13 protein-coding genes are annotated in these 15,435 nt (G+C 59.8%); 8 read left to right on the top strand and 5 right to left on the bottom strand.

All coding sequences use genetic code 11. The annotated features are described in order from the left end of the window. Positions 1-70 precede the first annotated feature (70 nt). From GOB83_RS01360 to carA, 4 genes are all read right to left on the bottom strand, one after another. The gene (locus tag GOB83_RS01360; protein WP_086647164.1) at positions 71-1,267 is read right to left on the bottom strand and encodes a threonine ammonia-lyase; all 1,197 of its coding nucleotides are present in this window, start codon (positions 1,265-1,267) and stop codon (positions 71-73) included. A gap of 1 nt (position 1,268) precedes the next feature. Then, entirely contained in the window at positions 1,269-1,742 is a 474-nt protein-coding gene (greA, locus tag GOB83_RS01355; RefSeq protein WP_025827198.1) for a transcription elongation factor GreA, read from the bottom strand. A gap of 143 nt (positions 1,743-1,885) precedes the next feature. After that, positions 1,886-5,140 carry a carbamoyl-phosphate synthase large subunit gene (gene carB / locus GOB83_RS01350; RefSeq protein ID WP_165925018.1) on the bottom strand — a complete coding sequence of 1,085 codons (3,255 nt, stop codon included), beginning with the start codon at positions 5,138-5,140 and terminating at the stop codon, positions 1,886-1,888. A 16-nt stretch (positions 5,141-5,156) separates the two neighbouring features. Beyond that, positions 5,157-6,563 carry a glutamine-hydrolyzing carbamoyl-phosphate synthase small subunit gene (gene carA / locus GOB83_RS01345; protein WP_086647166.1) on the bottom strand — a complete coding sequence of 469 codons (1,407 nt, stop codon included), beginning with the start codon at positions 6,561-6,563 and terminating at the stop codon, positions 5,157-5,159. A 181-nt stretch (positions 6,564-6,744) separates the two neighbouring features. Here carA and GOB83_RS01340 point away from each other — a divergent pair, with 181 nt between their 5' ends. The 8 genes from GOB83_RS01340 to GOB83_RS01305 all read left to right on the top strand — a co-directional run bounded on the left by GOB83_RS01340 (position 6,745) and on the right by GOB83_RS01305 (position 14,614). Then, complete coding sequence (locus GOB83_RS01340) at positions 6,745-7,200, top strand: GatB/YqeY domain-containing protein (RefSeq protein WP_086647167.1); 456 nt, start codon at positions 6,745-6,747, stop codon at positions 7,198-7,200. A gap of 24 nt (positions 7,201-7,224) precedes the next feature. After that, on the top strand, positions 7,225-9,060 hold the full coding sequence (gene dnaG, locus GOB83_RS01335) for a DNA primase (protein WP_165925017.1): 1,836 nt from the start codon (positions 7,225-7,227) through the stop codon (positions 9,058-9,060). Between the two features lie 155 nt (positions 9,061-9,215). Beyond that, complete coding sequence (gene rpoD / locus GOB83_RS01330; RefSeq protein ID WP_095348957.1) at positions 9,216-11,201, top strand: RNA polymerase sigma factor RpoD; 1,986 nt, start codon at positions 9,216-9,218, stop codon at positions 11,199-11,201. Continuing rightward, a complete protein-coding gene (locus tag GOB83_RS01325) occupies positions 11,191-11,769 on the top strand; it encodes a GNAT family N-acetyltransferase (protein WP_165925016.1) in 579 nt (192 codons plus the stop codon). Before rpoD ends, GOB83_RS01325 begins: the two co-directional genes overlap by 11 nt. 157 nt (positions 11,770-11,926) lie before the next feature. Beyond that, positions 11,927-12,382: a 30S ribosomal protein S6 gene (rpsF, locus tag GOB83_RS01320; protein WP_086647171.1), complete on the top strand. Its 456-nt coding sequence runs from the start codon at positions 11,927-11,929 to the stop codon at positions 12,380-12,382. 5 nt (positions 12,383-12,387) lie between these two features. Continuing rightward, positions 12,388-12,663 (top strand): 30S ribosomal protein S18, encoded by a 276-nt coding sequence (rpsR, locus tag GOB83_RS01315; protein ID WP_025827191.1) that lies wholly within the window; start codon positions 12,388-12,390, stop codon positions 12,661-12,663. Positions 12,664-12,674: 11 nt separating this feature from the next. Further along, a complete protein-coding gene (rplI, locus tag GOB83_RS01310; protein ID WP_086647172.1) occupies positions 12,675-13,265 on the top strand; it encodes a 50S ribosomal protein L9 in 591 nt (196 codons plus the stop codon). A gap of 122 nt (positions 13,266-13,387) precedes the next feature. Then, complete coding sequence (locus GOB83_RS01305; RefSeq protein WP_165925015.1) at positions 13,388-14,614, top strand: SAM-dependent methyltransferase; 1,227 nt, start codon at positions 13,388-13,390, stop codon at positions 14,612-14,614. Here GOB83_RS01305 and rsmA read toward each other — a convergent pair. Next, a complete protein-coding gene (rsmA, locus tag GOB83_RS01300) occupies positions 14,611-15,435 on the bottom strand; it encodes a 16S rRNA (adenine(1518)-N(6)/adenine(1519)-N(6))-dimethyltransferase RsmA (protein ID WP_165925193.1) in 825 nt (274 codons plus the stop codon). The two genes, GOB83_RS01305 and rsmA, sit on opposite strands and share 4 nt — an antisense overlap.

Raw genomic sequence — 15,435 nt, 5'->3', positions numbered from 1 at the left:
TACAAAAACGGGGTGGTGGAACTGCTTCCACCACCCCGTTCAGGGTTTATTCCAAAGTGCAATAAAGCCTTCAGGCCCTGCGTACGATGTAGGTGCGTTCCAGCGCCTTGGTAATAAGGGCTGCGTGTTCGGGGTCACGCGCTTCTATCATCACCTCAAGCTGGGCAGCCTGCACGGAGGGAGCGGCAAAAAGCCTCTGGTGCGAGACTTCTATAATATTGCCACCCGCTTCCCCGATGGTTTTGGAAATATCGGCCAGCACGCCCGGGCGGTCGGGAATTTCCATAACCAGCCGCAGGATGCGCCCGTCGCGCAGCATGGCGCGCAGGAGGGTGTTGGCCAGAATGCGGCTGTCAATGTTCCCGCCAGAGATGGGAAGAGCCACCTTTTTACCCCGGAACAGGTCGGGGTAGGTCAGCACGGCGGCAAGAGCAGCGGCTCCGGCCCCTTCGCTCACCTGTTTTGCACCTTCGGCCAGCAGGGTAATAGCGTTTTCAATCGCACATTCGGAAACAACCAGAACCTTGTCTACCTGCTTGCGAATGACCACATCCGTCTGTTTGCCAATCTGGAGTACGGCAATGCCTTCGGCAATGGTGGAACCACCATTGGGGTGTGTGGCCGGGCCGGGGAAAGCCGCAAGGGAATCGTACGATTCAACCTGCACGCCAATCAGCTCCATGTTCGGGCGCAGTGCGCGCGCGGCAATGGAGCAGCCCGCCAGCAGGCCGCCGCCCCCAATGGGGGCTACCAGCATGTCCAGCTCGCCCGCATCTTCCAGCAGTTCCAGTGCGCAGGTGCCCTGGCCCGCCATAACGGCGGCATCATCATACGGGTGCACAAAGGTCCGGCCTTCGCGCGCCTGCATGTCCTGTGCAAACATCAGCGCTTCGGCAAAGGTTTCACCTTCCAGTATCACGCGCGCACCCCAGTTGCGGGTGCGTACTACTTTGCCGGTAGGCGTGAACTTGGGCATGACAATAACCGCGTCAATGCCCAGCAGGCTGGCATGGCGGGCCACACCCTGTGCATGGTTGCCAGCAGATACGGCAATAACACCGCGTGCGCGTTCCTCCGGGGTCAGCAGAGCCAGCTTGTTGGCGGCCCCGCGTTCCTTGAAGGAGCCAACGGCCTGAAGGTTTTCCAGCTTGAGCGTAATATCCGCCCCCGTTGCGCGGGAAAGCGCGTGGGAGGGCAGTGTTGGCGTGCGGATAACCTTGCCACGAATGCGCTCGGCCGCGGCGGTGACATCTTCGAGGGAGATCATGTCAGATAAATTTGACGGACAGGATTTCGTAAGTCCGGTCCCCGCCGGGAGCGGGCACGGAAACGGTGTCACCTTCCTGCTTGCCAATCAGGGATTTGGCGAGCGGGGAGGAAATGGAAATCTTGCTCTGTTTGATGTCCGCCTCGTGCAGGCCCACGATCTGGTAAGTGATTTCCTTGTCCGTATCTTCGTCAACAAGGCACACGGTCGCACCGAACTTGATATGGCTGCCAGACAGGGAGGAAGGCTCGATCACCTCGGCGGTGGAGATCAGTTCTTCCAGTTCCTGAATCCGCCCTTCAATAAAGGACTGGCGCTCGCGCGCGGCATGGTATTCAGCGTTTTCCGAAAGGTCGCCATGGCTGCGGGCTTCCGCAATGGCGCGGATAACAGCTGGGCGTTCTTCTGATCTCAGCTTGCGCAGCTCGTCTTCAAGCTGAAGCAGACCCTTGCCCGTCATTGGAGTTTTCTGCAAGACGTGTCCCCAGAATAAAAGCTGCCGGGCCTGCTGGCCCGGCGCAGTAGTTACACAATAATCGCGTCGGGTGACGCCTCACACTCGTGGGGTTTGGCCCGGCATGGAACGGATGGGGCAGCCCTAAAGGCTACCCCGTGCGCTCAGAACGAACCGCTAAAGTATGACTGAAGTGGCGCAACATCAAGCGGTCCTTCACGCATTGCCGCAATCGCATGGATTGCCGCACGCGCGCCCGCCATGGTGGTGTAGTGCGGAATGCCCAGTACAAGGGCCGAGCGGCGGATGTCAAAGCTGTCTGCCACCGACTGCGCCCCCTGTGCGGTGTTGATGACCATCTGCACTTCACCGGAGCGAATGGCATCCACGCAGTGCGGGCGGCCTTCAAGCACCTTGTTGACCACGCTGACCTCGATCCCGGACTCACGCAGCTTGCGTGCCGTGCCCCGTGTGGCCACGATCTTGAAGCCCATGGAAGCCAGCAGGCGGCCAAGTGGCGGCAGCTGGGGCTTGTCGCTTTCCCGCACGGACAGGAACACCGTGCCGCTCATGGGCAGGCGCACGCCAGCCCCAAGCTGGGATTTGGCAAAGGCCCGCTCGAACGAGGTATCCAGCCCCATGACTTCACCCGTGGAGCGCATTTCCGGCCCAAGGATGGTGTCCACTTCCGCAAAGCGGTTGAAGGGGAACACCGCTTCCTTGACGGCCACATGCGGCACCACGGCGCGGTCGTCCAGATTAAAGGTGTTCAGTTTGCTGCCTGCCATAACCCGTGCGCCAATTTTGGCGACCGGCACACCCGTTGCCTTGGCCACAAACGGCACAGTGCGCGATGCGCGAGGATTGACCTCGAGCACAAAGATCTCCTGATCCTTGATGGCGTACTGGACGTTCATCAGCCCCACAATGCCAAGCTCGCGGGCCATGGCTTCGGTCTGGGCCTTGAGCTCGGTCACAATGGCGGGGGAGAGGGTATAGGGCGGCAGGGCGCAGGCACTGTCACCCGAGTGAATGCCCGCTTCTTCAATGTGTTCCATAACGCCGGCGACGTACACATCCGTGCCATCGGCAATGCAGTCCACGTCTGCTTCAATCGCTTCGTTCAGGTAGCGGTCGAGCAGGATCGGGCCGGAGGAAATCTCATGTCCGGCAACCCGCAGCACGTCACGCATGTAACGCTGGAGGGAGGCGCGGTCATACACGATTTCCATCGCCCGGCCGCCCAGCACGTAGGATGGGCGGACAACCACGGGGTAGCCTACGCGCTCGGCTACGCTTTCGGCTTCTTCGGGGCTGCGGGCAATGCCGTTTTCGGGCTGGCGCAGGCCAAGCTTGTGCAGCATGGCCTGGAAGCGCTCGCGGTCTTCCGCACGGTCAATGGCATCTGCCGGTGTGCCCAGCAGCGGAATGCCAGCGGCTTCCAGTGCGCGGGAGAGCTTGAGCGGGGTTTGGCCGCCGTACTGCACAATGCAGCCCTTGACCGTGCCGTTACGCTGTTCGCAACGGATCAGGGCAATTACGTCCTCGGCGGTCAGGGGTTCAAAATACAGGCGGTCGGAGGTGTCGTAATCGGTGGAGACCGTCTCGGGGTTGCAGTTGACCATAATGGTCTCATACCCAGCCTCACGCAGGGCGTAGGCGGCATGCACACAGCAGTAGTCGAACTCGATACCCTGACCGATACGGTTGGGGCCACCGCCGAGAATAATGATCTTTTCGCGGTCCGTCGGGTTGGATTCACAGATCGGGGGGGCAAAATGCCCTTCGTAGCTGGAATACATGTAAGGCGTTGCCGAGGCGAACTCACCAGCACAGGTATCAATCCGGCGGTAAACGGGGGTAACACCCGCTTTTGTGCGGAGCTGGTCCACTTCTTCAGGCTGCGTGCCCGACAGGCGGGAGAGCTGCACATCGGAAAAGCCAAGGGCTTTCAGGCGGCGCAGGCTCTGCGCATCCTTGGGTAGGCCGTGGTGTTCGATTTCCCGTTCCGCATGGATGATTTTTTCCATCTCACGCAGGAACCACGGTTCAAACTTACAGGCTTCGTGAATGGCTTCAACCGACAGGCCAGCCCGCAGCGCCTGAGCTGCCATGAGAATACGCTCCGGCCGCGGCTGGGAGAGCGCTGCACGGAAGGCATCTTCCCCACCATCGCCGGGGGCTTCCACGGGGTCCAGCCCATGCAGCCCGGTTTCCATCGAACGCAGGCCCTTCTGGAGCGCTTCGGGGAAGGAGCGGCCAATGGCCATGGCTTCCCCAACCGACTTCATGGAGGTGGAGAGCAGGGCTGGTGCGCCGGGGAATTTTTCAAACGTAAAGCGCGGGATCTTGACCACAACGTAGTCAATGGTCGGCTCGAAGGAGGCCGGGGTTGTGCGCGTGATGTCGTTTTTCAGTTCATCAAGCGTGTAACCCACAGCCAGCTTGGCCGCGACCTTGGCAATGGGGAACCCCGTAGCCTTGGAAGCAAGGGCCGAGGAGCGCGAGACGCGGGGGTTCATCTCGATCACCACCATACGGCCGTCGGCGGGGTTTACGCCAAACTGCACGTTGGAGCCGCCCGTTTCCACCCCAATGGCGCGCAGGCAGGCCAGGGAGGCATCGCGCATACGCTGGTATTCCTTGTCGGTCAGCGTAAGGGCGGGGGCTACGGTAATGGAGTCACCCGTGTGGATGCCCATGGGGTCGATGTTTTCGATCGAGCAGATGATAATGCAGTTGTCCGCGGTGTCGCGCACAACTTCCATTTCGTACTCTTTCCAGCCCAGAACGGACTCTTCAACCAGCACTTCCGTGGTGGGGGACGCATCCAGCCCCGAGAGGATGATCCGCTCGAACTCCTCCCGGTTATAGGCGATGCCACCGCCGGAGCCGCCCATGGTAAAGGAAGGGCGGATAATGGTGGGGAAGCCAATCTGCTTGAGCGCTTCGTGCGCTTCGGCCAGCGTATGGGCAATAAAGCTGCGCGGGCTTTCAATGCCAATGGCATCCATGGCTTCGCGGAACTTCTGGCGGTCTTCTGCACGGTCGATCACGTCGGCCTTGGCGCCGATCAGCTCAACATTGTGCTTTTCCAGAAAGCCCGAGGCATGCAGCGCCATGGCCGTGTTCAGGGCCGTCTGCCCGCCCATGGTGGGCAGGACTGCGTCTGGCTTTTCCTTGAGGATAATGCGCTCGACCACTTCTGGCGTAATGGGCTCCACATAGGTGGCATCCGCAAGGCCGGGGTCGGTCATGATGGTGGCGGGGTTGGAGTTGACCAGAATAACCCGGTACCCTTCTTCCCGCAGGGCCTTGCAGGCCTGTGCGCCGGAATAGTCGAATTCGCACGCCTGACCGATAACAATGGGACCGGCGCCGATGATGAGGATGGAGCGGATGTCTGTCCGTTTGGGCATGATGCGTTCGGTCCTGTTAGTGCTTGACGCCGTTGGTGTCGATCAGGGTGACAAACCGTTCAAACAGATAAAAGCTGTCTGACGGGCCGGGGCTTGCCTCGGGGTGATACTGGACGGAAAAAGCTGCGTATTTGTCGGATGCCAGCCCTTCGTTCGAGCCGTCAAACAGGCTGACATGGGTCACATGCGCGTCGTCGGGCAGGGTTTTGGCATCTACGGCAAAGCCGTGGTTCTGGCTGGTAATTTCCACCTTGCCGGTTGCCAGATCCTGCACGGGCTGGTTGGCGCCCCGGTGGCCGCGTTCCATCTTGTAGGTCTTGGCCCCAAGAGCCTGTGCCAGAAGCTGGTGCCCAAGGCAGATGCCAAACAGCGGTATGCCTGCTTCCAGCACGGTGCGGATGGCAGGTACGGCGTAGGTGGCCGTGGCTGCCGGGTCCCCCGGACCGTTGGACAGGAACACACCTTCGGGCTTGAGGGCGAGGATCTGCTCACCCGTGGTGGTGGCAGGGACTACGGTCACATCACAGCCAGCACTTACAAGGCAGCGCAGAATGTTGCGTTTTGCCCCGTAGTCCACTGCAACAACCTTGCGGCGCTTGCCGGTGGGGGCTGCGGTGTTGTCTGGCCATGACCACACACCTTCGGACCAGTCATAGGGCGCTGCACAGGTGACTTCCTTGGCAAGGTCCATACCTTCCAGCCCCGGCCATGCGGCAACTTCTGCGGCAATGGCGTCCAGATCGAACTTGCCATCGGCAGGGAATACAAGGGCTGCGGTCTGTGCACCGCCGTCACGGATTTTCAGGGTCAGGCTGCGGGTGTCCACGCCGGCAATGCCGGGGGTGCCGTGCTGCTTGAGCCACGCATCCAGACTGCTGGTTGCGCGCCAGTTGGCCTGCTCGGTCGGGTCTTCCTTGACCACAAGCCCAAGGGCTGCGGGGCGTACGGCCTCATCATCCAGCGCGTTCGTGCCAACATTGCCGATATGCGGGAAGGTAAAGGTAATGATCTGCCCGGCAAAAGAGGGATCGGTCAGGGTTTCCTGATACCCGGTCATGCTGGTGGAAAAGCAGATTTCCCCAATGGCGGGCTTGGGTGTGAAGGCGCCAAAGCCTTTCCCCCACAATACGCTGCCATCTGCGAGAACAAGAGCGGCGGTCGCGCCATCCGGGCGGGCTTGAGGCATGGATGATCCTGTCTGGCTGCCTCCCGCAAGGGGGGAGGGTCTGTCTGTAACTGCGGGTGTGGGCTGGAGGTCCTGAAGGGAAAGACCCGTGGCCTGCGCAATGGCTGGCCAATGGCGGGAGGGAATGGCCTGCGCCTGCCGCCATTTGCGAATGGCCTCGGTGCCAACGCCGGTCAGCCGCGCTGTGGCATCTGCGCCGCCAATGCGGGCTATAATGGAGTCGATTGACATGGGCATGTGCAAAATGGTTCCTCCCGGAGCGCTCTTCTAGCAGCATGTCAGCGAGGTGGGAAGAAATTTCCCACCCGAAGAAAACGAACGCGCGGGACGCTGGGAAGTTTTTTCCCGTAAAGCTTTTTCCCGTGCCGGGTGGTATGGTGCGGGGCGATTGTAAACACATATGGAGCGTAGAAGAAGCATGACCCTTCGTGAAAGCCTGATGGCAGACCTGAAAACCGCAATGAAGGCAGGCGAAAGCGCACGCGTTGCAACCATTCGCATGGTTACGGCCAAGCTCAAGGATGTGGAAATTGCAGGCCGTGCAAAGGGGAATGAAGGGCTGAGCGAGGAAGAAGGCATTTCCGCCCTGCGCGGCATGATCAAGTCCCGCACGGAATCCGCTACCCTGTACCGCGAAGCCGGGCGCCCCGAACTGGCAGACAAGGAAGAGGCTGAAATTGCCGTCATCCGTGGCTACCTGCCGCCTGAACTGGATGAAGCAACGCTGAATGCTGCCGTGGCCGAGGCTGTGGCTTCTACCGGTGCTGCGTCCATGAAGGATATGGGCAAGGTCATGGGTGTGTTAAAAGGCAAGTTTGGCGCTGCGCTGGATATGAGCCGCGCAAGTGCCGCCGTAAAGGCCCTGCTGGGCTAAGGCACGGAGTAACATACGCACCCCATGGCCATTGATTCCAACTTTCTGGATGAACTGCGCGCCCGTACGCCCATAACCTCTGTTATCGGGCGTAGGGTCAAACTCGCGCGTTCGGGGCGGAACTGGAAAGGGTGCTGCCCCTTCCATGGGGAAAAAACGCCGTCGTTCTATGTGTATGATGACCACTTCCATTGCTTCGGCTGTGGTGTGCATGGGGATGTAATTTCCTTTGTCATGCAGATGGAGGGCAAAAACTTCCCTGAAGCGGTGGAGGAACTGTCCGCCGCCGCAGGGATGGAAGTGCCAAGGGACACCCGCGCCACGCGTGAGGAGGTGGCCCATGTCCGCTCGCTGGAAGATGTTCTGGAGGCCGCTCAGGTCGTGTGGTCCGCCGCCCTGTACAAGCCCGAAGGGCGTGCAGGGCTGGACTACCTGCTCGGCCGTGGCCTGACGCGTGAGACCATAACGGCTTTTGGGCTGGGCTGGGCCAGTGCGGGGCGTGGGCATCTGGTGGAGGCACTCGCCCCACAGGGCATAACCCCCGAGCAGATGGCGCAGGCCGGGCTCATGCGGGTGGATGAGGATGGCAGGCCAAAGGGCGAGCTGTTCTGGGGGCGTGTGACATTCCCCATCCGTGACCGCAAGGGGCGGCTTGTCTCCTTCGGGGGGCGTATTCTGGGGGATGGGCAGCCCAAATACCTGAACGGGCCGGAAACGCCACTTTTTTCCAAGCGCAGGCTGCTGTTCGGGCTGGACCGCGCCCGTGCGGCCGTGCGGGCGCCAAGGCCCAAAGGTGTGGTGGCCCCGGACCTGATTGTGGTGGAAGGGTATATGGATGTCATAGCCCTGCATCAGGCGGGCTTTACAGGGGCTGTGGCCCCCTTGGGCACCGCCCTGACACCTGAGCAGATGGAAGTGCTGTGGCAGGTCGATCGGGCACCCATATTGTGTTTTGATGGTGATGGCGCAGGCAGGCGGGCTGCCGTAAAGGCGGCGGAAACCGGCTTGCCCCTGCTTGCCCCCGAGCACACGCTGCGCATCTGCCTGCTGCCTGATGGGGAGGACCCCGATAGTCTGGTCCGCCAGCGGGGCGCCGCCTTTGTGGCGGAGTTTTTTGCCGGGGCTTCCCCCTTGTCCAGCGTGCTGTTTGACCTGCTGGCCGCCGGGGTTACCAACCCGGGGCCGGAGGAACGTGCCGCCCTGCGGCGCAGGCTGACCGATGTTGCCGCCCTTATTCCGGACAAGGCTCTGGCATCGGAATACCGCGCGACATTGCTGGACCGGTTTTTTGCCACTTTCCGCCAGCAGGGGCGGGGGAAGGCAAAGTCCGGGGGAGGGAAGTCTGCTTTTGCCAGCCCCGGTGCCGTGCAGGATTCGCACACGGTCAATCTGGACCAGACGCAGGAGCTGCAACGCCTGATGCTGCTCCTGCTGGTGGAGCACCCCCAACTGGTGGCAGAAATGGAAGAAGCCCTGTGCCGCCTTGACTTACCAGTGGATTTTGCGCCATTGCGTGGTGTGCTGCTGGATCTGTCGGCCGATGGTTGTCTGCCCCAAACGGAGGATGACCTGCGGGCATGGCTGAAGGCACACGGGCAGGAGGCAACTCTGGCGCCGCTCATGCGTGTTGATGGCGCAGGCCTGAGTCATGGCGACGTAGAGATTGTTGCTGCCAGAACACGATGGTGGCATTTTTACGGCTTGTTGTACCGTGACCATTTCATACGCGAGGTTATGGACGACGCGGCCCGTTTTTGTTTGGAAAAAACGGGAGATACCAGCCAATGGCAGAGATTACAGGCGCGGCTGGAGGCTATGGAGCGCCTGCGTCGTGGTGGACTGGATGAGGCAGATATCTGAGTAGTGGCTGAATGTTCCTGAGGGTGTTCCTCTTGACTTCGCGCTCAGTATATCCCACGTCCTGCCCGCCCCGAATAACGTGAACAGTGTAGTGTGGTAAACTGGTCGTTCTGTATCCTGCCCGGGATACAGATGGGGGGAGGAGCAGGTCTGGCATGGCGACAAAAACGGCATCAACGAACGCAGCGCAGGAACAGGATGGTGATTCCAGCCTGTTGGATACTCAGTCATCCGCGGTCAAAAAGCTGATCGCAAAAGGGCGCGAGCGGGGATGCATCACGTTTGATGAGCTGAATGCCGTTCTGCCGCAGGATAAAATGTCCTCCGAACAGATCGAGGACATTATGGCCGTCCTGTCCGAAATGGGCATTCAGGTGGTCGAAAGCGAAGAGAGCGAAGAAGGCGAAGCCCAGAAGCCTGCCGAAGACGATGAAGAATCGGATGAGGAAGAGCCCGAAGCCGAGGCCGATGCAGAAGGCCCGGCGGCCGGGAATGTGAACGAAAGCGCAGGTCGCACGGATGACCCCGTCCGGATGTACCTGCGCGAAATGGGCACGGTTGAACTGCTCTCCCGCGAAGGCGAAATCGCCATCGCAAAGCGGATCGAAGCAGGCCGTGATGAAATGATCGGCGGTCTGTGCGAAAGCCCGCTGACCTTCCGCGCCATTATCTCCTGGCACGAGAAAATCCTGAACAATGAAATGCTGCTGCGTGACATTGTGGACCTTGAAGCCATGCAGAGCGGCGGGCCGATGGAGGAAGGGGCTGAGGGTGCCGAAGGCGGAGCCTTTGCCGAATCCGAGTCCGAAACCGAAGAGGCTGAAGAGTCCGACAGCGAATCCGAAGGCGATATTGAGGGTGAAGGCAGCGGCCTGTCACTTTCCGCGCTGGAAGAAAAACTCAAGCCAGAGATTCTGGCCCATTTTGCTGAAATCGAACCCCTGTACGAGGCCCTGCGCAAATTGCAGGTGCACCGGATTGAAGCCCTGACATCCGGTGAGGATGTGGATGGCGCGTTCGAGGATAACTACATCGCATTGCGCGACCAGCTTGTGAGCAAGGTTGAGCAGGTTCACCTGCACAACAACCGGATTGAAGATCTGGTGGCCCAGCTCAAGCAGATGTTCCAGCGCCTGAACGTGCTGGAAGGGCGCATGCTGCGTCTGGCTGAAAGCTGCCGTGTCTCCCGCGATGATTTTTTGCTGAAATACCGTGGCCGCGAGCTGGATCCGGGCTGGATGGACATGGCTTCCGCCCTGCCGGGCCGCTCATGGAAAAACTTTGTGGCCAAGCACGCAGCAACGGTTATTGACCTGCGGAACAACGTGGCAGGGCTGGCGCAGGAAACCGGTCTGCCAATTGGTGAGTTCCGGCGCGTGTATGCAACGGTCGCCCGTGGTGAGCGTGATTCCGCCCGCGCCAAAAAGGAAATGATCGAAGCCAACCTGCGGCTGGTTATTTCCATTGCCAAAAAATACACCAACCGTGGTCTTCAGTTCCTTGACCTGATTCAGGAAGGCAATATCGGCCTGATGAAGGCGGTGGACAAATTTGAATACCGCCGTGGCTACAAGTTCTCCACCTACGCTACGTGGTGGATCAGGCAGGCGATCACCCGCTCTATTGCGGATCAGGCGCGGACAATCCGTATTCCTGTGCACATGATCGAGACCATCAACAAGCTGGTGCGCACCTCGCGCCAGATGCTGCATGAAATCGGGCGCGAACCAGCCCCCGAAGAACTAGCCGAAAAGCTGGGCATGCCGCTGGAAAAAGTGCGCAAGGTGCTCAAGATCGCCAAGGAGCCTATCTCCCTCGAAACCCCGATCGGGGATGAGGAAGACAGCCACCTTGGGGACTTCATTGAAGATAAGTCGGCTGTTATTCCGCTTGATGCGGCTATCCAGACCAACCTGCGCGAGGCAACAACCCGCGTTCTGGCCTCTCTCACCCCGCGTGAGGAACGCGTGCTGCGCATGCGTTTTGGTATTGGCATGAACACCGACCATACGCTTGAAGAAGTCGGTCAGCAGTTCAACGTTACCCGCGAGCGTATTCGCCAGATTGAAGCCAAGGCGCTGCGCAAGCTCAAACACCCCAGCCGGAGCCGCAAGCTGCGTTCCTTCCTGGATGATAACTGATCTAGGCTTGTTGGAACCGGTCACACGCATGCAGGTGCAGGTCACCTTCATGCGTATGGACCGGCCCCCGGCAACGCCTGCTCTGGCCTTGCCGCCGGGCTGGGTGCTTGATGATGATGTACACCTATCTGTCAGCCAGTACCGGGCCCTGCATTTTGGTGTCGGGCGCAACTGCTGCTGGTGGATGCGGCAGGTTCTGTCAGACAAGGCCCTGGCCCATCTGCTGGCGACAGCTCCCATAAAAGTTGGCCTGCTGCGTGAGCATGAGCATATTCGCGGCTTTTATGAGCTTAATCTGGGTGACCCGCAAAACATCAATCTGGCCTATTTCGGGCTGCTGCCCGACGCCATAGGGCTTGGTGTTGGTCGGGCTTTTCTGGATGGAGTGCTGCGCCGCGCATGGGCTTATGGCCCGCAGAGCGTGCGGGTCAACACCTGCACGGCAGACCACCCCCGCGCCCTGCCGCTCTACCGGCAGATGGGGTTTGAGGTGATCCGCCGTGTTGATGAGGAATGGGACGTGCCAGACCGCCTTGGGCTGGATATTCCTGCGCATCTGCGCTGCTAAATATCTTGCATTTTCGGGCTGGGTGTGGTTGACACTCCCTTTCCCTGCCGGGCTCAGGCATTGGTCCGGCTATACCCTCGCTTTCTGGCCAGTTCAGAGGCTCCGCTGCCGAAAGGGTTCGGCGTGGATGGGTTGATTGTATCCGAAGGGAGCAAACATGCCACTTTACGAAAGCGTGCTTATTGCACGTAATGACATTTCTCAGCAGCAGGTAGACGCTATTCTGGACGGCATTGCCGCTCAGATCGAAGCAGACGGCGGTGCCGTTCGCAAGCGTGAATACTGGGGCCTGCGCAGCCTTGCATACCGCATCAAAAAGAACCGTAAGGGCCATTACGCTCTTCTGGGTCTGGAAGTGCGCTCCGAGCTGCTCAAGGAAATTGAACGCCAGCTGTCCCTCAATGAAGACATCCTGCGTCTGCTGACGCTGCGGGTGGAAGAAATTGACGAAGCACCGTCCCCCGTTCTGTCCCGCAAGGGCGAAGATCGTGGCGAACGCGGCAGCTTCCGTGGCGGCGCCAAGCCGGCCGGTGGTCGTTTTGAAAGCGGCCGTGGTGGCCGTCGCGGTGGCGACGACCGGGTTGCTGACCAGCCTGAAAACGCAGCGGAGTAATTCAGATGTCTGAAACAACAGAAATCAACCCCGCCGCCCGTCGTCCGGCTGTTGGCGCTCGCCGTCCGTTCTACCGTCGTCGCAAGTCCTGCCCGTTCTCCGGCCCCAACGCGCCGAAGATCGACTACAAGGACGTGCGTCTGCTCAGCCGCTTCCTTTCCGAACGTGGAAAGATCGTGCCGAGCCGTATTACGGCGGTTTCCGCAAAAAAGCAGCGTGAGCTGGCACAGGCTATCAAGCGTGCCCGCTTCCTGGCTCTGCTTCCTTACGTTGTGAGCTGAGGGGAACAACCATGGCTGCTACAGAAGTAATCCTGCTCCAGCGCGTAGCGCATCTGGGTCAGATGGGTGATGCGGTAAAGGTTCGTCCGGGTTATGCCCGTAACTACCTGCTGCCGCAGGGCATGGCTATTCGTGCGAACGAAGCCAACCGCGCCCGTTTTGACCGTGAACGTGCACAGCTTGAAGCACAGAACATCAAAAACCGCGAAGAAGCAGAACGTCTGTCCGAACGGATGGAAGGTCTGGCGGTTGTTCTGATCCGTCAGGCTGGTGACAGCGGCAGCCTGTATGGCTCCGTGAGCACCCGCGACGTGGCACAGTCCGTAACGGAAGCTGGTTTTACCATCTCCCGTCAGCAGGTCTCCCTTGCTCACCCCATCAAGTCCCTCGGGCTTTATGAGGTCAAGGTTGCTCTGCACCCGGAAGTTGTCGTGTCTGTTATCGTTAACGTTGCCCGTTCGCAGGAAGAAGCTGAACGTCAGGCACGTGGCGAAGCGACCTCCGTGGAAGAAGAAGCCACTCTGGCCGGTGACGAAGCCTTTGTTGAAGGCGAAATCGTTGCTGACGCTGAAGAAGTTGAAGCTCAGGACGCAACGGCCTGATTTTTCGCTTTTGCGAGAGTGTGAAAAGAGGATCGGCTTAGGCCGGTCCTTTTTTTTTGTCGGTTTGTCCGTTTCGTTCTATGTATTTGCTTAATTATTTTTAAGCATAGGGAAACGTGGACATGAAGCGCGTTCTGGGGCCGATCTTGCGGCATTTTGTGGAATCTGGCTCCCTGCGCGTGTTATGGCCAGACGCGACAACCACTGTTTATCAGGGCGCAAAACCCGGCCCGCAGGTTGGCGTGCATTTAAAGAATGCAGCTGCCGTTAAATCCCTTGTGCTCAACCCCGGTCTGGCCTTTGGCGAAGCCTATATGGATGGCTTTCTGGAGCCGCTGGACTGCACCCTGTACGACCTGCTGCACCTGCTTATGTTGAATGCCATGAACCCCTCTGGCCATATTGCAGAGCAGCTTTCCGCAGCATTACGCTATGTGCGGCGCGGCTGGATCCAGTTTAATTCCACCTCGCGCTCCAAGCAGAATGTGGCCCATCATTATGACTTGGGGAACAGCCTGTATGCGCTGTTTCTGGATAAGGACTGGCAGTATTCCTGCGCTTACTTCCCTACCGGGGAAGAAACGCTGGATGAAGCACAGGAAGCCAAAAAACACCACATTGCGGCCAAGCTCAAACTCGACCGGCCCGGGCTGGAAGTGCTGGATATAGGTTGTGGCTGGGGTGGCATGGCCCTGACACTGGCCAAGGATTACGGTGCCCGTGTTACGGGGATTACCCTCTCGGAAGAACAGCTGGCTTTTGCACGCCAGCGTGTGCAGGATGCGGGGCTTGCCGGGCAGGTAAGTTTTGAGCTGCTGGATTACCGCCACCTCAAGCGCAAGTTTGATCGGATTGTCTCGGTTGGCATGTTCGAGCACGTTGGGGTCGGGCATTACAAGGCGTTTTTTGAAACCATCCGCAATGCCCTTACCCCCGATGGCATAGCGCTGATTCACTCCATAGGCCGGAGTGATGAGCCGGGTACAACCAATCCGTGGATGAACAAATACATCTTTCCCGGTGGCTATTCCCCTGCATTGAGCGAGGTTTTTTCTGCCGTGCAGCAGACGGGCCTATGGGTAACGGATTGTGAAATCCTGCGTCTGCACTACGCCAGAACCATTGCCATCTGGCGCGAGCGTTTTGCCGCACGCCGCCCCGAAGCCGTAGCCATGTATGACGAACGCTTTGCCAGAATGTTCGAGTTCTATCTGGCCGCAGCCGAGCTGGCTTTCCGTGTACAGGGGCACATGAACTTCCAGTTGCAGCTTTCCCCCTCCATAAGCGCTGTGCCTTATACCCGCGACTATATGGTGGATGCAGAGCGGACCAAAACTGGCGCGAACTAACCCAGCGCCAGATGGGCGCGGGCTAGCTGGTCAAACTCTGCAATGCTCAGGGTTTCGGCCCGGCGGGTGCCGTCTATATTGGCGGCATCCAGCAGCTTTGCACCGTTCAGGCTTTTGAGCGAGCCACGCAGCATTTTACGCCTTTGGCCAAAAGCCGCAGCAGTAACGCGCTCCATGGCTTTGAACAGGGCAGGGGCAGGCTGCTCGCGGTGGGGCGTAATGCTGGCCACAGCGGACCAGACCGCCGGGGGAGGCGTAAAGGCCCCCGGTGGCAGCTTCATCACCACAGCGCAATCCGCACACCACTGGCTTAGCACGGCAAGGCGGCCGTAATGTTCGCTATCGGGTGCGGCACAGATCCGCTCTGCCACTTCCAGCTGGAACATAAGGGTCAGCCGCCCCCATGCCGTACCCTGCCGCAACCAGCCCACAAGCAGGGGAGTGGCCACATTGTAGGGCAGGTTGGCGATAATCTGCCGGGGGGCAGGGCAGAGGGCTGTCAGGTCCTGTTTAAGGGCATCAGCCTCGACCACGCTCAGGCGGTCGGGATAGAACTGGGCCAGCTCCTGAATAACCGCCACAGCGCGGCTATCCAGTTCCACTGCGGTAACGCTGGTAGCCCCAGCCGTCAGCAGGGAGCGTGTTAGCCCACCCGGGCCGGGACCAACCTCCACAACATGTTGCCCGTCCAGCGCGCCTGCAAGGGCTGCAATGTGGTCGGTAATGCCGGGGTCGAGCAAAAAGTGCTGGCCCAGCGCCTTGCGGGCGTCCAGTTCATGGCGGCGAATAACGTCGCGCAGGCTTTCCAGTTCGGGAGGCAG

The organism is Acetobacter fabarum, assembly GCF_011516925.1.
GTDB lineage: Bacteria > Pseudomonadota > Alphaproteobacteria > Acetobacterales > Acetobacteraceae > Acetobacter > Acetobacter fabarum.
This window is presented reverse-complemented; position numbering and strand designations above follow the sequence as displayed.